This window comes from Erythrobacter sp. SN021, assembly GCF_021864455.1.
In genome coordinates, this window is the sequence record NZ_JAKKUW010000001.1 from 914,956 (window position 1) to 937,259 (window position 22,304).

A 22,304-nucleotide genomic window follows, 5' to 3' on the forward strand; every position below is an offset into this window, starting at 1 on the left:
ATCTCGCTCCTAGAGGAACGGTTCCTCGCCGGGTTTGTGGATGCCGCATTCGACCTTGTCCCAGCCTGACCAGCGCCCCGCACGGGGGTCTTCGCCCGCGGAAACCTGCCGCGTGCAGGGCGAACAGCCGATGCTGGGAAAGCCGCGTTCGACCAACGGATGGCGCGGCAGATCGTGGCGTTCGAAATAGGCAGCGATATCCTCTGCCGACCAGTCGATCAGCGGATTGATCTTCAGGCGACCCTGCGCATCGGACGAATCGACTTCGAAGCGCGGCAGGCTGGCCCTGGTGGCGGACTGGAACGCCTTGCGCCCCGTAAAGCTCGCATCGAAGCCCGCCAGGGCCGTCGCCAGCGGCTTGACCTTGCGCAATTCGCAGCACCCATCGGGATCGTAGGACCACCTCAGCCCGCTCTCGTCGCGCGCCTCGAGATCCGCGATCTCGGGGTATAGATCGACCCGGTTGAGGCCCAGACGATCGGTCAATTCATCGCGATAGGCGAGTGTTTCGGGGAAATGCTTGCCCGTCTCCAGGAAAAGCACCGGCACCGTCGGATCGACCTGCGCGATCAAATGCAGCAGCACCGCGCTTTCGGCGCCGAAGCTCGACACCACCGCCGTATCGCCGGCCAGACTGCCCTCGATCACCGCGCGCAGCCATTCCTCCGTTTCCGTGCCACGAAACATGCGGTTGAGACGGATGGCGTCCTGCTCGGTGAAGCGGGGGCCGGTATCGATGCGGTCGATGGCACGCACTGCGTTCATACGTGCCGTTTGGACCAGATCGGCGTGCGATCATCCGCCGCGCGTTGGTATACTCCGGGCCACCTTTCGAGCGCGGCTGCCACGTCTTCCCTGTCGAATTGCTTGTCCGGTTCGAAGGCGTCGAAACCGCACCGGCGCATATAGGCCAATTGGTCGACCAGAACATCGCCCACGGCGCGAAGCTCGCCCTCATATCCCGCTTCGCGCAGAATGCGGGCCGAGGAATAGCCGCGCCCGTCACCGAAGGCCGGAAAGTTCACTTCGATGAGAGCCAGCCTGTCGAGATGCGGCACCAGAGCGCGCGCATCGTCGCCAGGCTCGATCCGGACGGCGGATGCATTCGATTGGTCCAGAAAGGAATCGACGGTAACCGCCGGGTGATCGACGGGTTCATCGTCGCGATAGCGCAGCGTTTCAGCCATAGAGCGCCTCCTTGAAGGGGTTCATGCCGATGCGGCGGAAAGTATCCACGAAACGTTCGCCTTCCTGGCGCTCGTTTTCGTAGACGGTGGTCACGCTTTCGACTGCATCGACGATGCCATGTTCGTCGAAACCCGGGCCGGTGATCTTGGCTAGGCTGACATCCTCGGCCTCGCTCCCGCCAAGCAGGAGCTGATAATTCTCGACACCTTTCCGGTCGACGCCGAGGATACCGATATGGCCGGCGTGGTGGTGCCCGCAGGCATTGATGCAGCCCGAAATTTTGAGCTTGAGTTCGCCCAGGGTGCCGGTCTTGCCGCTCGCTGCAAAGCGTTCCGCGATCCTCTGCGCGATCGGGATCGAACGGGCATTGGCAAGGCTGCAATAATCGAGCCCCGGGCAGGCGATTATGTCCTCGACCGTGTCGAGGTTGGGGCTGCCCAGCCCGGCTTGGTCCAATGCCGTCCACAGCGCGTGCAAATCGGCCTTGCGGACATGCGGCAGGACGATGTTCTGCGTGTGCATAACGCGCAGTTCGTCGAAGCTGTAATCCTTGGCCAGATCGGCCATCAGCCGCATCTGTTCGGCGGTGGCATCGCCGGGAATGCCCCCAACCGGCTTCAGGCTGATCACCGCCGAGACATAGCCCGGTTCCTTATGTGCAACGGTATTGCGATCGACCCAGACGGCAAAATCGGGATCGCTGCGGTCGATCCGGGCGTCGGCGGCAGCATCGAAAGCAGGATCCTCGAAATAGGCCTTGATCCGCTCGAGTTCCGCCAGCGGCGGTTCGACACCCTGATCGAGCAGATGCGCGAATTCGGCCTCGACCTGGCGCGTATATTCCTGCACGCCCAGTTCGTGGACGAGGATCTTGATCCGCGCCTTGTACTTGTTGTCGCGGCGACCGTAGCGGTTGTAGACCCGCAGACACGCCTCGGCATAGGTCACGAGCTGGTCGAGCGGCACGAAGGGATTGATGCAGGGCGCGATCATCGGCGTACGGCCCATGCCGCCGCCGACATAGAATGCCGCACCCAGCTCGCCCGCATCGTTTGTCACGATATTGATGCCGATATCGTGCAACCGCATGGCTGCCCGATCTTTTTCACTGGCGATCACCGCGATCTTGAACTTGCGCGGCAGGTAACTGAATTCCGGGTGGAAGCTCGACCACTGGCGCAGCAGTTCGGCATAAGGTCGCGGATCGACGATCTCGTCGGCCGCAGCGCCGGCGAAATGGTCCGAACTGATATTGCGGATGCAGTTGCCGCTGGTCTGGATGGCATGCATCTCGACCTTGGCCAGATCGGCCAGGATATCCGCCGCATCCTCCAGCTTGATCCAGTTGTACTGAATATTCTGCCGTGTCGTGAAGTGGCCATAACCGCGATCGTATTTATCGGCGATATCGGCCAGGGCATGCATCTGGCGGCTGTCGAGCGTGCCATAGGGGATGGCGACGCGCAGCATATAGGCGTGGAGTTGCAGGTAGAGGCCGTTCATCAGCCGCAATGGCTTGAACTGGTCTTCGGTCAGCTTGCCTTCGAGACGGCGACGCGCCTGATCGCGGAATTCCTCCACGCGGGCGTCGACCATCGCCTGGTCGTATTGGTCGTATGCGTACATCAGATCACCCAATTGCCGATTTCGGGATCGGCGGGCTTGAGGGTCAGGTCGGGACGGACGGTGGGGCCGAGCGCTCGAACGCGCTCCTTGATGTGCGAAGGCCGGGGGCTGCCCTCATGCAGTTCGGCATCGACGGCATAGGGCACGTTGACCCGCCGCGCGGCCTCCTCGCTCCGGGCGATTTCGTCTTCGCTCCCCGTCACATCGACCGCATCGTCGACATGAATCGACCAGTCGCTGCCGGTCCACCATGTAACGGCGCCAGTCTTGAGATCGTTTCCGGTCAGCAGCCTCATCGCGCGGCCTCCCGAGCGGTCATGGCCAGTGTGGCATCGTCGCGCGCGGTAACTTCGCCGATCACGATCAACGCCGGGCTGACGACCTCTTCGCGCTCGACCAGGTTGGGCAGACCGGCCAGCAGCCCGCGCAGCACCCGCATTTCGGGCCGGGTGCCGTTCTCGATCACCGCCACGGGCATATCCGGGGCCAGGCCGTCTTCCATCAGCTTGTCGGCAATCTGCGGGGCGGTCTTCACGCCCATATAGATCACCAGCGTGCGGCCCTTGCCGGCAAGCCCAGCCCAATCCTGGTCCTTCAAGCCCTTGCACTGGCCGGCCACAAAGCTGACGATACTCGAGGCATCGCGGTGGGTCAGCGCGATCTGCGCCGCCGCCGCCGCCCCATTGGCGGCGCTGATGCCGGGGACGACTTCGACCGCGACGCCAGCGGCACGGGCGACTTCGGCTTCCTCACCGCCGCGCCCGAAAATGAACGGATCGCCGCCCTTCAAACGGACGACATCCTCGCCCGACTGCGCGATCCGCACAAGCAAATCGCTGATCTCCTCCTGCGGGAGGGTATGGTTAGAACGACGCTTCGCCACTGAAATCAGTTCGGCATCCGCGCGGGCGAGCTTCAGAATCGCGCGATGGACGAGACCGTCATGGACGATTACACGTGCCCGCTCGATCAGCCTTGCAGCACGGATCGTCAGCAGGTCGGGATCGCCCGGCCCCGCGCCAACGAGATAAATGGTTCCGGATTTTGCCATGCCCGCAAGATGCGGCGCATCCCGGCCCGGCGCCAATCAGAATGCGTGTGCCACAAGGAAGGCTAGATTTTGAAACAGACGCTGTGCGCGCAGCAATCTATTCTTTCGTAACTTCGGGAGCCTCGCTGCGCTGCCCCATGATCTCGATCAGGCGGTCAAACTGATCGCTGGACCGGATATGCAGATCGCGCTGCGGGAACGGGATTTCTATGCCGTTCTCCTTGAACAGCCACCATAGCTTCTTCAGGACGGCGCTGCGCACATTGCCCACACCATCTTCGGGATCAGTGATCCAGCAGTGGATCGTAAAATTGACCGAGCTGTCGCCATATTCGGTCATCCACACGGTTGGTGGGGGGGCCTTGAGTATGCGGTCGTAGCTTTTTGCCGCCTCGAGCATCAGCTCTTCGGCCAGCTTCATGTCGGCATCGTAGCTAACGCCGACGGGGACCTGCATGCGCACGTTTTTCGACGAATAGGACCAGTTTTCCACCTGGTTTATCATCAGGTTTTCGTTGGGAATCAGATATTCTCTCTGGTCGCGCGTGGTGACCGATACGGCGCGGATCCCGATCTTGCGAATTTGGCCGAAGCTTTCATTGCCCGCCATGTCGGTAACGGCGATCACGTCACCCGGCTTGATCGATCGATCCATCAGCAAAATGATCCCTGCGATCAGATTGCCGAAGGTCTTCTGCAAGCCGAAACCGATCGCAAGACCGAAGGCACCGGAGAAGACTGCAAGCGCGGTCAGGTCTATCCCGAGCAGGTCGATGCCGAGGAAGAACGCAGCCGCCCAGACGATGATCGTGGCGATTTTTTCGACCAGCAATTGCTGCGTGTCGTCCAGCCGGGTCATCCGCCGGACGATCCGGCGCGCCATCTTGCTGACGAACCAGGCAAACACAAGGACACCGGCGATAACGGCGCTTACGATCAGCACGTCGAACAGCGAGATACGGAAGGTACCGAAGGACAGGGCCACCGCATCGAGCGTATCGATGACCGAACCGACCGTTTCGCTTTTGGAACTGAGCGCTTCTTTCGCGCCTTCGGCGGCGGCCACCGCGCTTTCTTCCTGAGCCGGCTCGGCTAGGCTCCACGCCTGTTCGACCGGAACAAATTCCGCCGCGGTGTCCTCGCTCGGTGGTGTTTCGCCCTGCACGTCTATCCTTCGTTCAGTGCCGCAAAGCCGTTGGCCAGATCGGCGATAAGATCATGGGTGTCTTCCAGCCCGATGGATAGACGGATGGCATGACGATCCTCAACCCCCCAGCCCGGCTTCGGCCACGGCATCTTGCTGCGCACCGGTTCGACATCGAACGGCAATGCCAGGCTTTCGAACCCGCCCCAGCTATACCCGATGCCGAACAGCTCCAGCCGATCGACGAGGCGGCAGCGCGCCGCATCGTCGCGCCCTTTCAAAACAAAACTGAACAGGCCGCAGCCTCCGGTGAAATCGCGCTGCCACAGGGCATGGCCCGGCGTGCCGGACAACATCGGAGAAAGGACATGAGCGACCTCCTTCCGGCTCGCAAGCCATTCGGCGATGGCAAGCGCGCTGGCACTTTGCCGCTCCAGCCTGACGCCCATCGTGCGCAATCCGCGCAGGACCAAGGCGGCATCGTCGGGCGAGACGACATGGCCGAGCTGCTGCGCACCGAGCCGCAAGCGGCGATACCAGCGCTTACCCGCGCTCGCCGCACCCATCATCACGTCGGAATGCCCACCGACATGCTTGGTCAGCGCGGTAATCGCGATATCGCAACCGTGGCCAAGAGCGGCAAAACCAAGCGCGGTAGCCCAGGTGTTGTCGACCAGGCTCACCGCCCCCTTGGCCCGTGCGATACGGGCCAGCGCGGGAATATCGCAAACCTCCATCGTCAGGCTGCCCGGCACTTCCAGCATCACCGCACGGGTGCGTTCGCAGAACGCCGCTTCATATGCTTCGAGATCGAGCGGGTCGAAGAAGCGGTGCTCGATGCCGAAGGTCTTGAGCAATCCCATCGCGGTACTGCGCGTGGGATCGTAGGCGTTATCGGCCACCAGCAGAACATCGCCACTGCGCAGGACCGCGAGAAGAGACCCCGCAAGGGCAGCCAGACCGCTGGGATAGAGCACCGTTCCCGCAGCTCCGGGCTCCAGCGCCGTCAGCGCGTCGCACAAGGCCCACTGCGTCGGCGCACCGCGGCGGCCATAGAAGAACGAACCATCTTCATTGCTGCTCTTGCGAGCCCTGAGGTCAGCGCAATCGGCGTAAAGATGCGTGCTTGCGCGCCAGATCGGCGGATTGACCACATCCCGGGAAAAGCTGCCCGACCGCCCCCCTGTGACAAGGCGTGTCGCGGGGCGATACCTGCTGTCGTCCTCACCCGCCATTATCAGCGCGCCGCCCCCTTTTCCTTGGGCAGATCTGGGTCGTCGCTCCATTCCAGCCAGCTACCGTCATAGATGGAAACGTCGTCCTTGCCTACGAGATGCAGACCGAAAGCAAGGACGCAGGCGGTCATCCCGCTATTGCAGGAGGTGACGACCGGCCTGTCGAGATCGATCCCGGCGGCAGCGAAGATCGATCGGATTTCCTCGGCGGAACGATACGTTCCGTCGGCGGCCAAAAGCGCAGGATAATGCACGTTCGCCGCTCCCGGAATATGACCCTCCGAGCCGCTGCCATCCTCACCCGCGAAACGGGCGGCATCGCGAGCATCCACGACCTGCTCGGCGCGCGAGCGGCAATTGGCGAGCATGTCCGTCTTAGAGCGAACCGCGCGCAGCGCATGGGGGGCCGGATAAGTGCTTTGCGCGGGCGATGCCGCGCCTTGTTCCAGCGGGCGCCCTTCGCTTTTCCATTTTCCGAGTCCACCGTCGAGAATCGCAACCTGGTCGAAGCCGTAAAGCCGGAAGATGAACCATGCTCGCGCGGCGCTCCTGATCTGGCTGTCGTCATACAGGACCACGCGGCTGCTGGGCGCTATTCCCATCTGGCTCAGCCGGTTGGCGAACTGCCGCGCGTCCGGCAGGGCCTTGGGCACTGGAGAGGCCGTATCGACAAAACTCACCAGATCGAGAAAACGCGCGCCAGGCACATGCCCTTCGACGAATTCGACCGAACTCTTACGTGGACTGTCGGGCAAATGCATCGTTGCATCCACCACGACGAGGTCTTCGGTATCGAGATTGTCTGCGAGCCATTGAGTCGAAACAAGACTGTCCATCTCCATCCGGTTAGCCGCCGGAAGGGACTAAGTCGAGCTAGGCAAGCTCGCGCTGGGAAACTTGCCCATATGTGCGCGGCCCTTCGTCCAGCCGGATGGGTTGCAGGCGCCCCCCACCGGGCGAGCCGAGCCCGACCACGAAAGTCTTCAACAGCGCGCTCTCGTCCGGCCCGTCCACCCGCACACGCATCAGCGGCACCAGCAGGGGAAGCCGACCCTGCCGAATGACATGCGCCTGAGCGAGCGGGAGCTGTACCTGCCCGTCGAGCGTGACGAACTGTCGGGGCGCGATACGGGCAATCTCGTGCCGCTTCTCGAGCGTAGTGGTCTCGATCGCGACCTGCTCCTCCATCGCGGCGTTGGCGTGTGCCGAAACCAGATCGATCCCGACAACGACATCGGTCAGCGGGGCATCGGTCCGATTGCTCAGCGTCAGGCGATACTTCAGCGTGGCATAGGCAGCGCTGCGAATCAGCTTTTCGCTTTCGACCTGGAGCCGCACCGCATCTGCCAGGGGGACCGCGGCGGGCGGCTTGGCGCGGGCAACGACCGGACGTTCGATATGGTGCACCACTGTTCCGCTGCGGCGCTTGTGGAACAGGAAACCGGCCCCAATGAGCGCCAGCAACGCCGCCGCCGCTGCAATCAGCCGCCACGGCAATCCGTCTTCGGCATGCGTGTCCGCCGCTTCCGGCAAGGGCTGCGGCGAGGCCGACGGCGTCGTGCTGGGAAGCGCAAGCGGGGTCGCAGCCGCTCCTTCGCGTTCAGCCGGTGCCGCATCCGGGCGGTCCGGAAGAAGCGACGCATCGCCGGTTTCCACCGCGCGCGGCGTGATGGTGGGTAGCGGGGTATTGCGCGGCACTGGCAGCGCGGTTGAAGCCTCCCGCGCCGCGGCGGCATCGATCGGCGGAGCTTCGGCAGTAATTCCTGGCGTCGGTGTCGGTGTCGGTGTCGGCGTGTTGACCACCCGCGGCCCGATCTGAACGCCGCTGCGCGTATCGGCAGGGCCTTGCGCCTGCGGAGTCGCAGTGGCTGCTGGTGCCGGTTCGAGCGAAAAGTCGTTGGCCGATTGCGCGTGCACCGTGCCCGGCAGCACCACCGCTAAAGCGATCAGAAGAGTACGGAAGGGAAAGGCCATTGCAGGTCGTTTCGTGGGATAGGGGCCGCAAGAGTGCAGAGCCGCGCTGAATAGGTACTGAAGGGCACGCTTCCAAGCCCCGGCTTGCGCTGCGCGACGCTTCGCGGCAGGAGCGCGACATGAGCGACACACCTGCCCCCAAATTCCTCGGCGCCAACACCGCGCTGCCTGCCTCGCCCGACGAAGCGGAACTCGATTATGTGCCCAACCCTCGCATCGGCCAGCTCTACATGGTCCGCTTTGCCGCGCCCGAGTTCACCTCGCTCTGTCCGGTTACCGGTCAGCCCGATTTCGCGCATCTGGTGATCGACTATGCGCCGGGCGAAACGATCGTGGAATCGAAAAGCCTCAAGCTATTTCTCGGCTCGTTCCGCAACCATTGCGGGTTCCACGAGGATGTGACCGTTGGGATCGGCCAGCGCCTGTTCGACGAAATGCAGCCGCGCTGGCTGCGCATCGGCGGCTATTGGTACCCGCGCGGCGGAATCCCGATCGATGTCTTCTGGCAAAGCGGCTCCCCTCCGGACGGCCTGTGGCTGCCGGATCAGGGTGTCTCATCCTATCGTGGGCGCGGCTGACGAATAGCCATTGTGGCGCGCCAATCACGCCTCAAGGCGGTGCCGTCGGCACCACGGTCTCGTGAAATTATCCATGCTGTTTGTCGTGCGAGTGCGCGATACGGCGCTGCGACGACAGCAACCGCCGCTATCGTGGAGGTCCGCGTTTCGCGACAGGCTGGGCTGCGATCCAATGGCGGAGAGGGTGGGATTCGAACCCACGATACGGTTGCCCGTATACCGCATTTCGAGTGCGGCGCATTCGACCTCTCTGCCACCTCTCCGCATTGTCGGGTGCGCTTGCGGGCACTTGGCCCCGGTCGAAGCGAGCGGGCCGATTAGCTGAGCGCCTGCGCCTTGCCAAGCCCCTTTTCTTCAGAATTCGGGGGATCGATTGCCCGAACCCATTGTAAGCACCAGCAAGAACCCCATATCCTCGCTTCTCATGGATCGCGCTCAATATTTTTCCGCTCAGGCCGGTCGCACCATCGTTGCCCCGCGCCGTGTCAAAAGCCGCTTCGCCATCGGCGATGTGGTGAAACACCGCGTATTCGATTTTCGCGGCGTAATCTTCGATATCGACCCGGTCTTCGCCAATAGCGACGAATGGTACGAGGCGATTCCGGAGGATATCCGGCCCGATCGCAACCAGCCCTTCTATCATCTGCTGGCAGAGAGCGATGAAAGCGATTACGTCGCCTATGTCAGCCAGCAGAACCTAGTGACGGACTCGGTCTCGGGACCCGTTTCGCATCCGGACGTGCACCAGTATTTCGAACAGTTCGAAAACGGCCGCTACCGCATGCGGCGGAGTATGACCCACTGATCGCGCAACAGCGCGCTCAGTTCTTGATCTTCCAGCCGGATTTCAACAGCTTGTAGGCCCCAAGTGCAAGCAAGGCATTAAGCACCAGCAGCCCCAGCGCAGCCATGGCAACTGCCCGGCCATCGCCGATATCGCTCTGCCCCAGAAAGCCATAGCGGAAACCCGAAATGACATAGAAAAACGGGTTTGCGCGGCTCACCGTCTGGAATGCGGGAGCCAGACGGTCGATGATGTAGAAGGTGCCAGAAAGCATCGCCAGCGGCGCGATGACGAAATTCGTCACCGCAGCGTTGTGATCGAACTTTTCCGCCCATATCGAAGCGAACAGGCCGAGGAGCGAGAGCATGACCGCTCCCATGAGACCGAACCATATGACCGCCCAAGGATGCGCCATCGCCAGGCTGACACCGGGATAAAGCAACATCGCGCCCGCCACGACAAAGCCCACCGCGACTGCGCGCGTTATCGCCGCGCCGATGATACCGCCCATCAATTCGCCTTCCGAAAGGGGCGGCATCAACAAATCGATGATCGTCCCCTGGATCTTGCCGGAAAGCAGGGAGAAGCTCGAATTGGCAAAGGCGTTCTGCATCATCGCCATGGCGATCAGCCCCGGCGCCACGAAGGTCGGGAAGTTGACGCCCAGGACTTCGCGCCCACCCCGCCCGAGGGCCACCGAAAAGATCACGAGAAAAAGAAGGGTTGTGATCGCCGGAGCCCAGATTGTCTGCGTCTGGACCTTGAGAAACCGCCGCACCTCCTTCATATAGAGGCTCCACAGGCCAATTCCGTTGATCCCGCGGATCACCGGGCGTCCCCGCGGCGGAAACCGGCCCTTCCCTCCGGCATTACCCTCTACGAAGGAGGCGTCCGGGTTTTCGCTCTCGGGCGATACGGGCTGGGCTTGATCGACCATGGGGGCGCGACTAGGCCCAAGCGCCACGGCATGCAAGCCGCGGCGTCGAGACACGAGATACAGGACTGCGCAATGAGCTGGACCGACGAACGGATCGCAACGCTTAAGAAGATGTGGGAAGGCGGCTCGACCGCCAGCCAGATCGCCGAAGAACTGGGCGGGGTCAGCCGCAATGCGGTGATCGGCAAGGCCCACCGGCTCGGCCTCAAGTCGCGGCCATCGCCGGTAAAGGCGAATGAAAAGAAAAAGGCGCCCGCAAAGCCCAAGCCCGCGCCCAAACCGGCAGCGAAGAAAACCGCGAAGCCTGCTGCGAAACCGGCAGCTCCCGCCGCGCCTGCAAAGCCTGCGGCAGCCCCAGCGCCGAAACAGGATGCGGCGATTCCGTCCCAGCCCCTGCCCAACAAGGGAAGCGACCTGCCGAAAATCGTTTCGGTCGGGCCTGGGGGCTTCCTGCGTCAGGGTCCGGGCGATCAACAGGCACCGATCCCCCCCGCCCCCCCGCGCCGCCTCGTTCCGGCCAAGCCCAGCCCGGAGATCGCGGACAAGACCAGCTTGCTCGACCTGTCGGACAAGGTGTGCCGCTGGCCGATGGGTCATCCCGGCGAACCCGATTTCCATTTCTGCGGCGAAGCAGTGAACCCCGGCTTCCCCTATTGCGTCGAGCATTGCGGGCGGGCCTATCAGGCGCAGTTGCCGCGCGGCGCGCGGCGTCCCCCTCCGCCGCTACCCTTCGGCGGTCCGCGGGTTCGCTGATACATTCAAAGAAGAGGCCCGGCCGTCGCACGACAGCCGGGCCTTTTCATTTCTACGGGAGAGAAAACCTTGCCCCTATCGCTACACGCTGCTTACGTTCCCAGCGCCCTGCAAATGCTCGGCACGGCGAACCATCTGATCGACACCGCCGAGAAATGGTGCGCGGACAATGCCTGCGAGCATGGCGAGTTCATCGGCGCCAATATCTACGACGACATGCTGCCGTGGTCCTATCAAGTGAAATGCGTGGCCGAGCACACACAGGGCTCGATCGAGGGCGTACGCAAGGGCGTCTATTCGCCTGATCTCAACCCGCCGCCGACCAGCTTCGACGACCTGCGTACAAAGCTGGCAGGCGCGACCGAATTCATAAGCGCACTGACCGAAGACGAGATGGAGTCCATGATCGGCCAGCCGATGCGGTTCGAATTCAAGGATCGCGGAATGGACTTCACCGCCGAGGATTTCCTGCTCAGCTTCAGCCAGCCCAATTTCTATTTTCACTGCGCGACCGCCTACAACATCCTGCGGATGAAGGGTGTCCCGGTCGGCAAAGCCGACTTCATGGGGCGGGTCAGGATCAAAACCTGACGCGCGCTATCTAAGGCTTGCGAGCGAACCAGATCGTGTGGCGCGGCCCTTTATTGTTGGGTCGCGCGCGCACTTCTCGCACTTCCACGTCGAAGCCGCTTTCCTTGAGGCGTACGGTAAACTTGTGGTCGGGCGCGGCGGACCACACCGCGAGGATACCGCCCGGCCTCAAGGCATCGCGCGCCTTGGCCAGGCCGGTCTTCGAGTAAATGCGGTAATTGGCATCGCGCACGATCCCGTCGGGACCGTTGTCGACATCGAGCAGGATCGCGTCGTATTTTGCGGTTGTCCCGTCATTGGCATCGTCGATCAGGGCGGCGACATCGCAAATCACCACTTCGCCGCGCGGATCGGCCAGACTTTCCCCGGTCAGATGCGCCAAGGGACCTTCCGCCCATTCCAGAATCTCGGGCACAATCTCGGCCACCGTGACGGAACCACCGTCCGGAATCTTGTCCAGCGCAGCGCGGTAAGTGAAGCCCATACCGTAACCGCCGATGAGAACCCGGGGCCTGTCGGCCCGCAACTCCGCCAGTGTCAGCACCGCCAACTGCTCCTCCGAATACTGCATGCGCGTCCCCATCAGTTCGTCGCGGCCGAGCATGATAATGAAATCGCGGCCGTGGCTGACGAGCGTCAACGTCTCGCCATCGGGCACGTCGGCAGTCGCCAGGGTTTCGCGGGGCAACATCACGTATTCTCCAAAGCAAAGGGGCCGCAGGCGGACCCGCGACCCCTTCGTTACTGACTAGCGAAGGATCAGTCCTTCAGGAAGTCGGGCACGTGGGCTTCGCCGCCCCCGTCCTTCTTGCCGCCGCCATCGCGATCACGACGCGGGCCGCCACGACCGCCGCGACGATCGCCGCCACGGCCACGGCCACCCTTGTCACCACGCGGTTCGCGCGGCGGGCGGGTGTCTTCCAGCTCTTCGCCGGTTTCCTGGTCGACAACGCGCATCGACAGGCGGACCTTGCCGCGCTGATCGATTTCGAGGACCTTGACCTTCACTTCCTGGCCTTCGGACACGACGTCGGTCGGCTTTTCGACGCGCTCGTTCTTCATTTCGCTGACATGGACGAGACCGTCCTTGCCGCCCATGAAGTTCACGAAAGCGCCGAAATCGACAATGTTGACGACCTTGCCGTTGTAGATCTTGCCGACTTCCGCCTCTTCGACGATGCCTTCGATCCATTTCTTCGCGGCTTCGATCTCGTCGGCATTGCTCGACGAAATCTTGATCACGCCTTCGTCGTCGATGTCGACCTTGGCACCGGTTTCGGCAACGATCTCGCGGATCACCTTGCCGCCCGTGCCGATGACGTCGCGGATCTTCGACTTGTCGATCTGCATGGTCTCGATGCGCGGGGCGTGCTTAGACACTTCGGTGCGGGCACCGGTAAGGGCCTTCGACATTTCACCCAGGATGTGCGCGCGGCCGGCCTTCGCCTGTTCGAGCGCGGTCTTCATGATTTCCTGCGTGATGCCGGCAACCTTGATGTCCATCTGGAGCGAGGTGATGCCGCTTTCGGACCCTGCGACCTTGAAGTCCATGTCGCCCAGGTGATCCTCGTCACCGAGGATGTCCGACAGGACGGCGAACTCGTCGCCTTCGAGGATCAGGCCCATGGCGATACCCGACACAGGACGCTCGATCGGAACGCCGGCGTCCATCATCGACAGACAGCCGCCGCACACGGTCGCCATTGAGGACGAGCCGTTGGACTCGGTGATGTCCGACAGGATGCGGATGGTGTAGGGGAAGTCCTCATGCGTCGGCAGAACCGGGTGCAGCGCGCGCCATGCGAGCTTGCCGTGGCCGGTTTCGCGGCGGCTGGTGAAACCGAAACGACCCACTTCGCCGACCGAATAGGGCGGGAAGTTATAGTGCAGCATGAAGTGGTTGTACGACAGGCCTTCCAGCCCATCGATCATCTGCTCGGCATCCTTGGTGCCCAGCGTGGTGGTGCAGATCGCCTGCGTTTCGCCACGGGTGAACAGCGCCGAACCGTGCGTGCGCGGGAGCAGGCCGACCATCGCCTCGATCGGGCGAACCTGGTCGAGCTTGCGGCCGTCGATGCGCTGGCCGTCCTTGAGGATGGCGCCGCGAACGATTTCCGCTTCCAGCTTCTTGACCGCCTTGCCCGCAACCATCTGCGTCTGCGGCTCTTCTTCGGCGAAAGCTTCCTTGGCCTTTTCGCGTGCGGCGTTGAGCGCGTCCGAACGGGCCGACTTGTCGGTCAGCTTGTAGGCGGCGGCAATGTCGTCGCCAACGATGCCGCGCAGCTTTTCCTTGATCGCGCTGGTATCGTCCGAAGTGTCGATTTCCCACGGGTCCTTGGCAGCCTGCTCGGCCAAGTCGACGATCGCGCCGATGACCTTGCGGCTTTCCTCATGCGCGAACATGACGGCGCCGAGCATTTCCTCTTCGGTCAGCTCCTTGGCTTCGGATTCGACCATCATCACCGCGTCCTGCGTCGCAGCGACGACGAGGTCGAGACGGCCGTCTTCGCCGAGCGCGTCTTCGAGGCTCGGGTTGAGGACGTATTCGCCGTTCTTGAAGCCAACGCGCGCGGCGCCGATCGGCCCCATGAAGGGCACGCCCGAAATGGTCAGCGCAGCCGAAGCAGCAATCATCGCGACGATATCGGGCTCGGTCTCGCCATCATAGGACAGCACCTGCGCGATCACGTTGATCTCGTTGTAGAAGCCTTCCGGGAAGAGCGGACGCACGGGGCGGTCGATCAGGCGGGAGGTCAGCGTTTCCTTCTCAGTCGCCCGGCCTTCGCGCTTGAAGAAGCCGCCCGGGATACGGCCTGCGGCGGAGAATTTTTCCTGGTAGTGCACGGTGAGCGGGAAGAAGTCCTGCCCTTCGCGGACACTCTTGGCGGCGGTGACTGCGCACAGCACCACGGTTTCGCCATAGGTGGCGAGGACCGCGCCGTCGGCCTGACGGGCAATGCGGCCGGTTTCCAGAGTGAGGGTCTTTCCGCCCCACTCCAGCGATACGGTTTTCGTGTCGAACATGTATTTTCCTTATGAACCCACACGGCCTTATTGCGGTGCGGGGCCTACAATGCCGGGATGCCGTCCCGGTCCGGTTCGAGGCTTATCCTGCCTCCATTTGCCGACCTCGCGCCGAATTGCGCGGTGGCCGGATAAACGAAGGGGCGGCCTGAGCCACCCCTTCGAGAAACTCTTACTTGCGAAGACCCAGCTTCTGGATCAGCGCGTTGTACCGCTCGACATCGGTCTTCTTGAGATAGGCGAGCAGGTTGCGGCGCTTGTTGACCATCATCAGGAGACCGCGACGCGAGTGATTGTCCTTGTGGTTGGACTTGAAGTGCTCGGTCAGGTTGCGAATGCGCTCGGTCAGGATAGCGACCTGGACTTCCGGCGAACCGGTGTCGCCCTTGGCCTGCGCATTGTCCTTGATGATCTCAGCTTTTTTCTCGGCGGTAACCGACATGTATTCTACTCCGCGACATCCGGGATATTGAAGCCCCGCACGACCTTGGCCGTACCTCCGCTGAGTTCCATCAGGGCCACGGGCACGTCGTGCAGCGTGGCAAGGTGGAGCCCGTCGGCCCATTCTCCTTGAACGGGGGGCAGGTCCGACAGTACCCGGCCCTGGCGGACCGCCTGCGCGCTGTCGGGATCGAGGGGAAGGACCGGGATGTCGTCCAGTCCCGCCTCTAGCGGCAGGAGAAGGTTTTCAATGGCCGCGCCCTTAGCTTGTTTCTCCAGCATGTCCAGTGAAATCGCCTGTTCCTCGCGGAAGGGGCCAGCCTTGATGCGCTTGAGATAAGTGACGTGGCCGACCGTTCCAAGCGCGCGTGCGATGTCCCGTGCAAGCGAGCGGATATACGTACCCTTGGACACGTGGGCGACCAGTGTGACGCTGTCGGCCAGTTCGAGCGGTGCCTGCGGATCGTAAGGATCGGGGCGCCCGGCAGTGGTGGCAAAGGCGGACCGCAGTTCGGCATCGACACGCTCGCTTTCGAAGCCGAGCGAGTGGATCGTGACCGAGCGGGTCTTCATTGCGACCTCTTCACCCGCCCTCGCCCGGTCATAGGCGCGCTTCCCATCGATCTTTACCGCCGAATAGGCGGGCGGGAGCTGCTCGATATCGCCGATGAAGTGTTCGAGCACCGCCGCGATGGCCGCCATCGGAGGGCGGTGATCGCTCCGCTCGATCGCTTCGCCCTCGGTGTCGAGCGTATCGGTCTCCTCGCCGAACTGAATAGTGAAAGCGTAAATCTTGTCGCTGTCGAGCATACGCCCGGCCAGCTTGGTCGCCTCGCCCAGAGCAATCGGCAGCACGCCCTCGGCCAGCGGGTCGAGCGTTCCGCCATGTCCCACCTTGGTTTTTGCATAGCCCCCTTGCCGCAGCACCCGCTTGACCGCGCTCACCGCCTGGGTCGAGCCGAGGCCGCGTGGCTTGTCGAGGATCAGCCACCCATGAGGTGCGGGTTTCGCGCCGCTCATCCCGCGATCCCGCGCGCGACCCATTCGGCAAGCTCGAAGTAGCGCTCTTGCAACCACAGAACCGGCGGAAGGACGGTGTTCTCGATCAGGCCGCTATTCGGGAACGCCCAGGTCGCAGCGATCAGCACGATGAAGAACAGCATGCCCAGCGATTGCAGCTTCTGCCAGTTCCCTGCCCATTTGCGGGGGAGCAAACCGCCGACGATATGCGACCCATCGAAGGGCGGGATCGGCAGGAGATTGAACAGGGCGAGGAACACATTGATCAGGATGAACATGCCGCCAGCGGTCAACAACCATTCGGGTGGAACGCCGCCGGATGCGATTATCGCCCCCGAGACCGCGCCGAAGAGCAACGCCCCGACAAACGCCAACAAAAGATTCGTCCCAGGGCCGGCCGCCGCGACCGCAACCATACCGAAACGCGGATCGCGTAGCCGGTCGCCGCGTACCGGCACGGGCTTGGCCCAGCCGAAGATCGGCCCGCCAAACAGCGCCAGCGCGCCGGGCACCAGCAACGTGCCGATGGGGTCGACATGGCGGATGGGATTGAGTGAGAGGCGCTTCTGCTCCTTGGCGGTGGGATCGCCCAGCGCAAGCGCGGTCCAGCCGTGGGCGACCTCGTGAAAGACGATGGCAATTATCAGACACGGGATGAGGATCACCGCGAGCAGGAGCGTTTCGGTCATGGTGGGCTAGATAGGAAGTGCGGGCCTAACCCGCCAGCGCTTCGCGAAAATGCTTACGACACATGGCGACGTAGCGGTCGTTTCCGCCGATTTCGGTTTGCGCGCCTTCGCTAACCGCCTTGCCCTTCGCATCGACGCGCAAGTTCATCGTCGCCTTGCGTCCGCAATCGCACACCGCCTTCATTTCCACCAGCGCATCGGCAATGCCCAACAACACGGCGGAGCCGGGAAAAAGTTCGCCTTGGAAATCGGTGCGCAAGCCATAGCAGAGTACCGGAATCCCGGCATCGTCGGCCAAACGCGCCAACTGCCACACCTGCTCGGGCGTCAGGAACTGTGCCTCGTCGACCAGTACGCAGGCGATCGGACTCTCGGCATGGTCGGCCAGCACGCGCGCTTCGATGTCAGTATCGACCTCGTAGCGATGCGCATCGCTCGCCAGGCCGATCCGGCTGGAAATAGCCCCGAAACCCGGGCGATCGTCGAGGGCGGCGGTCCATAGCGACACCCGCATGCCGCGTTCGCCATAGTTGAAGGCGGCTTGCAGCAAGGTGCTACTCTTCCCCGCATTCATGCTCGCATAGTAAAAATAGAGCTTCGCCATCGCCTCTGTCGCTAGCGCTCTTCGCACACTCCGGCGAGTCCGTCCGCCAGCACTTCTCCACAAGGACCGTTAAGCATGGCGACAGATGCAGCACCCAATGGTAGCGCCTGCGATTGCGTCCAAAAAGCAAGTAGGAACATGGCGATGGCGGAAGCGGCTGGTAGGGCACAGAACGGAATTCTCGGCTGGATCGAACGGAGCGGCAACAAGCTGCCCGACCCGGTATTTCTGTTCTTCTGGCTGATTGCGATCCTGGTCGTGGTTTCCGTGCTCGCCAGTCTTGCCGGATTATCGGCAGCACATCCCACCGAAATCGATCCCGATACGGGCGCCGCCACAGTCATCAGCGCGGTCAGCCTGCTGAGCGCGGAGAATATCCAGCGGCTGTGGGTCGATATGCCCGCAACGTTCACCCATTTCCATCCGCTCGGATACGTGCTGGTGGTGATGCTGGGCGCAGGTGTGGCCGAGCGCGCCGGACTGTTCGGCACCGCCATGCGCGCCGGTGTGCGCAATGCGCCGACATTCCTGCTGACCCCGATCGTTACGCTGGTCGGAATGATGGGCAATCTGGCCGCCGACGCCGCCTATGTTGTCCTGATACCGCTGGCGGGCATCATTTTTCATGCCGCAGGCCGCCATCCGGTTGCGGGCATCGCGGCAGCCTTCGCAGGCGTTTCGGGTGGCTTTTCCGCCAATCTTCTGCCGGGCCAGCTCGATGCGCTGCTGTTCGGGATTACAGAAGCGGCGGTCGAAACCGTCTTCGGCGACTTCACCGCTAACATCGCGGGCAATTGGTATTTCATTGCCGCGATGACGTTCGTTTTCCTCCCGGTTATCTGGTGGGTAACCGACACAATCATCGAACCACGACTGGGCACGTGGAGCCCGGCAATGGCTGGCAAGGCCGTCTCGCCCGAACAACAGGGCGAAGTGGCCGATGGCGACCGCGCGCTGACCGAAGGCGAGCGCAAAGGTCTGCGCCGGGCCGGACTGGCCGTTCTGTTCGTGGTCGGGCTGTGGCTGTTCTTCACGCTTGGCCCGGGCACCCCGCTGATCGACGAGGAAGCATCGCCCGAGGCCCGGCTGACGCCATTTTATCAGAGCCTGGTCGCCGGCTTTTTCCTGCTGTTCCTTCTCGCGGGCTGGGCCTACGGCAAGGCGGCAGGCACGATCGAAGACCATCGCGGCCTCGTGAAGATGATGGCCGGGGCGATGGAGGACCTCGCCTACTACTTGGTACTTGCCTTCGCCGCCGCGCATTTTGTCGCCATGTTCGCCTGGTCGAATCTCGGCCTGATCCTCGCGGTCAATGGCGCCGATTTCCTTGGCAATAGCGGTTTGCCCGCCTGGGCACTGCTCGCCGCGATCATCGTAGTCTCGGCCCTGCTCAACATCTTCGTCGGCTCGGCCAGCGCCAAGTGGGCGCTGCTTTCGCCCGTGCTGGTGCCGATGCTCATGCTGCTGGGCATCACCCCGGAGATGGCCACCGCCGCCTATCGCGTGGGCGACGGGGCGACCAACATCATTACCCCGCTAATGGTCTATTTCCCGCTGATCCTAATCTTCTGCCAGCGCTGGCAGAAGGACTTCGGGCTTGGCAGCCTTGCCGCGACCATGCTTCCCTATTCGGTCGGCCTGCTGACTGCGGGCCTCGCCATGACGATCGGCTGGGTGGTGCTCGACCTGCCGCTGGGACCGGGCGCCGAGGTGTTCATGGAGGCGCCGACCGCGGCGACGGCGCCAGCATCGGCGGGCTGATCAGGTCTCGTCGTCGAGGTCGCGCACGACTTTGGGATCGCTCAGCAGCTTCTCGATCCGGTCCGCCTCGTCGAAGCTTTCGTCGGGCTGGAAACTGAGGCGCGGCGCGAATTTGAGACCGAGACGCTGGGCGACCTCTTTCTGGAAGAAAGCCGTATTGCTCCGCAGGGCCTTGAGCACCACAGCCTCATCCTCGCCCAGCAGCGGCTTCACATAGGCTTTCGCATTACGCAGGTCGGGCGTCATGCGCACTTCGGTCACCGCGATATTGCTGGCCGAAAGCACATCGTCATGCGCCTCGCCGCGTGCGAGCAGTTCGGACAGGATATGTCGCACGCGCTCGCCCACCTTGAGGACGCGGACCGATTGTTGTTCGGGCGTGGAATGCTGGTGCCTGGCCATCACGTGTTTCCTGTCGGTCGCGGCGTGGGAATAGCGGTGCTGGTCGCACGGGCGAGCAGCTTGCCCGCCTCGTCGAACAGCTCGCCTTCGAGGAAGATTACCTTGCGTCCGCGCCGCACGACACGACCCTTGCCGATCAAGGGTCCTGCCATCACCGGCTTGAGCAAGCTCATCGAGATTTCGAGATTGAGCGGCGCCTCGGCACGGTCGGTCGCCCAGACATGCGCCCAGCCCATGACCTCGTCGAGAAAGCCCGCGACAAGGCCGCCCTGCACGCTGCCGCGCGGCGTGATGAAGCTGTCGGGTGCAGTGAAGCGGAGCGTGATTTCCTCACGCTCCGCATCGAAATTATCGAACTCCACCCCCATGAGATCCGCATGCGCGGCTCCGAGAGCGTGCTTGGTCACGTCCCCACTCACAGCGTGCGTTCACGCTCCTCGACTTCGAAGACTTCGAGCTGATCGCCCGGCTTGATGTCGTTCGTATCGGCAAGCACGACACCGCATTCGAGACCGGCGCGAACTTCGTCGACGTCGTCCTTGAACCGGCGCAGCGAGGCGATGGTGGTGGCCGAGACAATGACGTCTTCGCGCGTGAGGCGGGCATGCAGCCCCTTGCGGATGACACCTTCCTCGACCAGCAGGCCGGCGGCCTTGTCCTTCTTACCCGAACGGAACACTTCCTTGACCGCGGCACGGCCAACGACGTGTTCGATCCGCTCCGGACCCAGCTCGCCCGCCATCTCCTTCGCAATTTCCTCGGTCAGGTGATAGATGACGTCGTAGTATTTCATCTCCACGCCGTCGCGCTTCACCAGCTCGCGTGCCTTGGCATTGGGGCGGACGTTGAAGCCGATGATCGGCGCATTCGAGGCCGAAGCCAGGCTTACGTCGCTCTCGGTGATCGCACCCACGCCTGCATGCAACACGCGGACCTTGATGTCGTCGTTCGAGAGGTTGTGCAGCGCGGTCGTGATCGCCTCGACGCTGCCCTGCACGTCGGCCTTCACCAACACGGGGAATTCGATGACGTTGGCCGCAAGGTTGTTGAACATCGTATCGAAGCTGGTCGGCGCAAGCGCGGTGCGCTTCTCGGTCGCCTTTTCCTGACGATATTCGGCCACTTCGCGGGCACGCTGTTCGTTCTCGACCACAGTCAGCACGTCACCGGCCGATGGCACGCCGCCCAGGCCAAGGACTTCGACCGGCATGGATGGCCCGGCCTTTTTGATCTGCTTGCCCTGATCGTTGACGATCGCGCGCACACGGCCGCTTTCGGTGCCCACCACGAAGGTGTTGCCCCGCTCCAGAGTACCGCGCGTAATCAGCACGGTGGCGACCGGGCCGCGGCCCTTGTCGAGCTGCGCTTCGATCACGGTGGCTTCGGCCATCCGGTCGGGATTGGCCTTGAGTTCGAGCAGTTCGGCCTGCAGCGCGATCTTTTCGAGCAATTCGTCGAGACCGGCCTTGGTCTTGGCCGAGATTTCCACGTCCTGCACATCGCCCGACATCTTCTCGACGATGACCTCGTGTTCGAGCAGACGGGTGCGGATATTGTCCGGATTGGCTTCGGGCTTGTCCATCTTGTTGATCGCCACGATCATCGGGACGCCCGCGGCCTTGGTGTGATTGATCGCCTCGATCGTCTGCGGCATGATGCCATCGTCGGCAGCCACCACGAGAACCACGATATCGGTGACGTTGGCACCGCGCTGGCGCATCTCGGTAAAGGCGGCGTGACCCGGCGTATCGAGGAAGGTGACCAGATCGCCGCCCTTCGTCTTCACCTGATAGCTGCCGATATGCTGGGTAATGCCGCCGGCTTCGCCCTTCACGACATTGGCACCGCGCAGCGCGTCGAGCAGGCTGGTCTTGCCGTGATCGACATGGCCCATAATGGTGACGACCGGCGGACGCGGCTTGAGCGTTTCTTCCGGATCGACATCCTCCTCGGCGGCGATATCGACATCGGCCTCGGAGACCTTCTGGATATTGTGGCCGAACTGATCGACGAGCAGTTCCGCCGTATCCTGGTCGATCGTCTGGTTGACGGTGACCATCATGTCGAGATTGAAGAGTTCCTTGACGAGGTCGGCCCCCTTCTCGCCCATGCGCTTGGCCAATTCTCCAACCGTGATTGCTTCGGGAACGACCACGTCGCGCACCTGCTTTTCACGCGGCTTGCTGGAGCCGCCGCCCTGCATGCGGCGTTCCTTTTCGCGCGCACGCTTGAGCGCGGCGAGGCTGCGGGCGCGGCGGCCTTCGTCCTCGTTCAGGGCCTTCTTGACCGAAAGCTTGCCTGAACGGCGCTTGTCGGTCTTCTCTGCTCCGCGCGCGGGCTTTTCTTCTTTTTTCTTGCGCTCCGGCTTCTTGGGCTCTGGACGTGCAACCGGCGTGAAGCGGCGCGGGGCCGGCGCGGGCGTGCCGCTCGGTTTCTCCTCCCGCTTGGGGGGAGCCTCTTTCGAAGTGGCGGCGACGTCTTCCTTTGGCGCGTCCTTGGGTG

At 62.9% G+C, this 22,304-nt stretch carries 24 protein-coding genes and 1 tRNA gene; 5 read left to right on the top strand and 20 right to left on the bottom strand.

Annotation, left to right across the window (positions count from 1 at the left end; genetic code table 11):
• Window positions 1–9 precede the first annotated feature (9 nt).
• The 9 genes from L5849_RS04500 to L5849_RS04540 form a co-directional block, all read right to left on the bottom strand.
• Window positions 10–765, bottom strand: a complete 756-nt coding sequence (locus L5849_RS04500; protein WP_115417330.1) for a phosphoadenylyl-sulfate reductase — start codon at window positions 763–765, stop codon at window positions 10–12.
• Window positions 762–1,187, bottom strand: a complete 426-nt coding sequence (locus tag L5849_RS04505; RefSeq protein WP_115417332.1) for a DUF934 domain-containing protein — start codon at window positions 1,185–1,187, stop codon at window positions 762–764. Before L5849_RS04505 ends, L5849_RS04500 begins: the two co-directional genes overlap by 4 nt.
• Entirely contained in the window at window positions 1,180–2,814 is a 1,635-nt protein-coding gene (locus tag L5849_RS04510) for a nitrite/sulfite reductase (RefSeq protein WP_236924577.1), read from the bottom strand. The genes L5849_RS04505 and L5849_RS04510 overlap by 8 nt, the downstream gene beginning before the upstream one ends.
• Window positions 2,814–3,110 (bottom strand): DUF2849 domain-containing protein, encoded by a 297-nt coding sequence (locus L5849_RS04515; protein ID WP_236924578.1) that lies wholly within the window; start codon window positions 3,108–3,110, stop codon window positions 2,814–2,816. The genes L5849_RS04510 and L5849_RS04515 overlap by 1 nt, the downstream gene beginning before the upstream one ends.
• Window positions 3,107–3,865 carry a uroporphyrinogen-III C-methyltransferase gene (cobA, locus tag L5849_RS04520; protein WP_236924579.1) on the bottom strand — a complete coding sequence of 253 codons (759 nt, stop codon included), beginning with the start codon at window positions 3,863–3,865 and terminating at the stop codon, window positions 3,107–3,109. Before cobA ends, L5849_RS04515 begins: the two co-directional genes overlap by 4 nt.
• Window positions 3,866–3,962: 97 nt before the next feature.
• Window positions 3,963–5,030: a mechanosensitive ion channel family protein gene (locus L5849_RS04525; RefSeq protein ID WP_115417336.1), complete on the bottom strand. Its 1,068-nt coding sequence runs from the start codon at window positions 5,028–5,030 to the stop codon at window positions 3,963–3,965.
• A 2-nt stretch (window positions 5,031–5,032) separates the two neighbouring features.
• Window positions 5,033–6,244 (bottom strand): cystathionine beta-lyase, encoded by a 1,212-nt coding sequence (gene metC, locus L5849_RS04530; protein WP_236924580.1) that lies wholly within the window; start codon window positions 6,242–6,244, stop codon window positions 5,033–5,035.
• A gap of 2 nt (window positions 6,245–6,246) precedes the next feature.
• Entirely contained in the window at window positions 6,247–7,080 is an 834-nt protein-coding gene (locus L5849_RS04535) for a sulfurtransferase (protein ID WP_236924581.1), read from the bottom strand.
• 37 nt (window positions 7,081–7,117) lie between these two features.
• Window positions 7,118–8,218 carry a hypothetical protein gene (locus tag L5849_RS04540; protein ID WP_236924582.1) on the bottom strand — a complete coding sequence of 367 codons (1,101 nt, stop codon included), beginning with the start codon at window positions 8,216–8,218 and terminating at the stop codon, window positions 7,118–7,120.
• A 119-nt stretch (window positions 8,219–8,337) separates the two neighbouring features.
• Between L5849_RS04540 and queF the strand changes: the two genes are divergently transcribed.
• Window positions 8,338–8,796, top strand: coding sequence for a preQ(1) synthase (gene queF, locus L5849_RS04545; RefSeq protein WP_115417342.1), 459 nt, complete (start codon window positions 8,338–8,340; stop codon window positions 8,794–8,796).
• Between the two features lie 173 nt (window positions 8,797–8,969).
• On the opposite strand, the gene L5849_RS04550 is transcribed toward queF, so the two are convergent.
• Window positions 8,970–9,059, bottom strand: a tRNA-Ser gene (locus L5849_RS04550).
• A gap of 161 nt (window positions 9,060–9,220) precedes the next feature.
• Here L5849_RS04550 and hspQ point away from each other — a divergent pair.
• Window positions 9,221–9,601: a heat shock protein HspQ gene (gene hspQ / locus L5849_RS04555; protein WP_115417364.1), complete on the top strand. Its 381-nt coding sequence runs from the start codon at window positions 9,221–9,223 to the stop codon at window positions 9,599–9,601.
• Between the two features lie 16 nt (window positions 9,602–9,617).
• On the opposite strand, the gene L5849_RS04560 is transcribed toward hspQ, so the two are convergent.
• Complete coding sequence (locus tag L5849_RS04560) at window positions 9,618–10,517, bottom strand: ABC transporter permease (RefSeq protein WP_236924583.1); 900 nt, start codon at window positions 10,515–10,517, stop codon at window positions 9,618–9,620.
• Between the two features lie 72 nt (window positions 10,518–10,589).
• Between L5849_RS04560 and L5849_RS04565 the strand changes: the two genes are divergently transcribed.
• A complete protein-coding gene (locus L5849_RS04565) occupies window positions 10,590–11,270 on the top strand; it encodes a GcrA family cell cycle regulator (protein ID WP_236924584.1) in 681 nt (226 codons plus the stop codon).
• A 69-nt stretch (window positions 11,271–11,339) separates the two neighbouring features.
• On the top strand, window positions 11,340–11,861 hold the full coding sequence (locus L5849_RS04570) for a DUF1993 family protein (RefSeq protein ID WP_236924585.1): 522 nt from the start codon (window positions 11,340–11,342) through the stop codon (window positions 11,859–11,861).
• Between the two features lie 10 nt (window positions 11,862–11,871).
• On the opposite strand, the gene L5849_RS04575 is transcribed toward L5849_RS04570, so the two are convergent.
• The 6 genes from L5849_RS04575 to L5849_RS04600 all read right to left on the bottom strand — a co-directional run bounded on the left by L5849_RS04575 (window position 11,872) and on the right by L5849_RS04600 (window position 17,639).
• Complete coding sequence (locus L5849_RS04575) at window positions 11,872–12,552, bottom strand: spermidine synthase (RefSeq protein WP_115417370.1); 681 nt, start codon at window positions 12,550–12,552, stop codon at window positions 11,872–11,874.
• 68 nt (window positions 12,553–12,620) lie between these two features.
• Window positions 12,621–14,885 carry a polyribonucleotide nucleotidyltransferase gene (pnp, locus tag L5849_RS04580; protein ID WP_115417372.1) on the bottom strand — a complete coding sequence of 755 codons (2,265 nt, stop codon included), beginning with the start codon at window positions 14,883–14,885 and terminating at the stop codon, window positions 12,621–12,623.
• 172 nt (window positions 14,886–15,057) lie between these two features.
• Window positions 15,058–15,327 (bottom strand): 30S ribosomal protein S15, encoded by a 270-nt coding sequence (rpsO, locus tag L5849_RS04585; protein WP_067468099.1) that lies wholly within the window; start codon window positions 15,325–15,327, stop codon window positions 15,058–15,060.
• 5 nt (window positions 15,328–15,332) lie between these two features.
• The gene (gene truB, locus L5849_RS04590) at window positions 15,333–16,346 is read right to left on the bottom strand and encodes a tRNA pseudouridine(55) synthase TruB (protein WP_236924586.1); all 1,014 of its coding nucleotides are present in this window, start codon (window positions 16,344–16,346) and stop codon (window positions 15,333–15,335) included.
• On the bottom strand, window positions 16,343–17,035 hold the full coding sequence (locus L5849_RS04595; protein ID WP_236924587.1) for a site-2 protease family protein: 693 nt from the start codon (window positions 17,033–17,035) through the stop codon (window positions 16,343–16,345). The genes truB and L5849_RS04595 overlap by 4 nt, the downstream gene beginning before the upstream one ends.
• 25 nt (window positions 17,036–17,060) lie before the next feature.
• Entirely contained in the window at window positions 17,061–17,639 is a 579-nt protein-coding gene (locus tag L5849_RS04600; protein ID WP_115417375.1) for a thymidine kinase, read from the bottom strand.
• A 75-nt stretch (window positions 17,640–17,714) separates the two neighbouring features.
• Between L5849_RS04600 and L5849_RS04605 the strand changes: the two genes are divergently transcribed.
• Entirely contained in the window at window positions 17,715–19,400 is a 1,686-nt protein-coding gene (locus L5849_RS04605) for an AbgT family transporter (protein ID WP_236924588.1), read from the top strand.
• Here the strand turns inward: L5849_RS04605 and rbfA are convergent, their stop codons facing one another.
• From rbfA to infB, 3 genes are all read right to left on the bottom strand, one after another.
• The gene (gene rbfA / locus L5849_RS04610; RefSeq protein WP_236924589.1) at window positions 19,401–19,802 is read right to left on the bottom strand and encodes a 30S ribosome-binding factor RbfA; all 402 of its coding nucleotides are present in this window, start codon (window positions 19,800–19,802) and stop codon (window positions 19,401–19,403) included.
• Window positions 19,802–20,209 carry a PaaI family thioesterase gene (locus L5849_RS04615; RefSeq protein WP_368735717.1) on the bottom strand — a complete coding sequence of 136 codons (408 nt, stop codon included), beginning with the start codon at window positions 20,207–20,209 and terminating at the stop codon, window positions 19,802–19,804. The genes rbfA and L5849_RS04615 overlap by 1 nt, the downstream gene beginning before the upstream one ends.
• A gap of 8 nt (window positions 20,210–20,217) precedes the next feature.
• Window positions 20,218–22,304, bottom strand: a 2,087-nt coding sequence (gene infB, locus L5849_RS04620) for a translation initiation factor IF-2 (RefSeq protein WP_236924590.1), incomplete at its 5' end; no start/stop codon positions are given.

Excerpts from the sequence above, each read along its gene's own strand:
- L5849_RS04535 (WP_236924581.1), bottom strand. The coding sequence starts at position 7,080 with ATGGACAGTCTTGTTTCGACTCAATGGCTCGCAGACAATCTCGATACC.
- queF (WP_115417342.1), top strand. The coding sequence starts at position 8,338 with ATGAGCGACACACCTGCCCCCAAATTCCTCGGCGCCAACACCGCGCTG.
- L5849_RS04605 (WP_236924588.1), top strand. The coding sequence starts at position 17,715 with ATGGCGACAGATGCAGCACCCAATGGTAGCGCCTGCGATTGCGTCCAA.
- L5849_RS04505 (WP_115417332.1), bottom strand. The coding sequence starts at position 1,187 with ATGGCTGAAACGCTGCGCTATCGCGACGATGAACCCGTCGATCACCCG.
- L5849_RS04510 (WP_236924577.1), bottom strand. The coding sequence starts at position 2,814 with ATGTACGCATACGACCAATACGACCAGGCGATGGTCGACGCCCGCGTG.
- L5849_RS04565 (WP_236924584.1), top strand. The coding sequence starts at position 10,590 with ATGAGCTGGACCGACGAACGGATCGCAACGCTTAAGAAGATGTGGGAA.
- L5849_RS04560 (WP_236924583.1), bottom strand. The coding sequence starts at position 10,517 with ATGGTCGATCAAGCCCAGCCCGTATCGCCCGAGAGCGAAAACCCGGAC.
- L5849_RS04595 (WP_236924587.1), bottom strand. The coding sequence starts at position 17,035 with ATGACCGAAACGCTCCTGCTCGCGGTGATCCTCATCCCGTGTCTGATA.
- L5849_RS04600 (WP_115417375.1), bottom strand. The coding sequence starts at position 17,639 with ATGGCGAAGCTCTATTTTTACTATGCGAGCATGAATGCGGGGAAGAGT.
- pnp (WP_115417372.1), bottom strand. The coding sequence starts at position 14,885 with ATGTTCGACACGAAAACCGTATCGCTGGAGTGGGGCGGAAAGACCCTC.
- L5849_RS04540 (WP_236924582.1), bottom strand. The coding sequence starts at position 8,218 with ATGGCCTTTCCCTTCCGTACTCTTCTGATCGCTTTAGCGGTGGTGCTG.
- rpsO (WP_067468099.1), bottom strand. The coding sequence starts at position 15,327 with ATGTCGGTTACCGCCGAGAAAAAAGCTGAGATCATCAAGGACAATGCG.
- L5849_RS04515 (WP_236924578.1), bottom strand. The coding sequence starts at position 3,110 with ATGAGGCTGCTGACCGGAAACGATCTCAAGACTGGCGCCGTTACATGG.
- truB (WP_236924586.1), bottom strand. The coding sequence starts at position 16,346 with ATGAGCGGCGCGAAACCCGCACCTCATGGGTGGCTGATCCTCGACAAG.
- L5849_RS04500 (WP_115417330.1), bottom strand. The coding sequence starts at position 765 with ATGAACGCAGTGCGTGCCATCGACCGCATCGATACCGGCCCCCGCTTC.
- rbfA (WP_236924589.1), bottom strand. The coding sequence starts at position 19,802 with ATGGCCAGGCACCAGCATTCCACGCCCGAACAACAATCGGTCCGCGTC.
- metC (WP_236924580.1), bottom strand. The coding sequence starts at position 6,244 with ATGGCGGGTGAGGACGACAGCAGGTATCGCCCCGCGACACGCCTTGTC.
- L5849_RS04575 (WP_115417370.1), bottom strand. The coding sequence starts at position 12,552 with ATGTTGCCCCGCGAAACCCTGGCGACTGCCGACGTGCCCGATGGCGAG.
- hspQ (WP_115417364.1), top strand. The coding sequence starts at position 9,221 with ATGGATCGCGCTCAATATTTTTCCGCTCAGGCCGGTCGCACCATCGTT.
- cobA (WP_236924579.1), bottom strand. The coding sequence starts at position 3,865 with ATGGCAAAATCCGGAACCATTTATCTCGTTGGCGCGGGGCCGGGCGAT.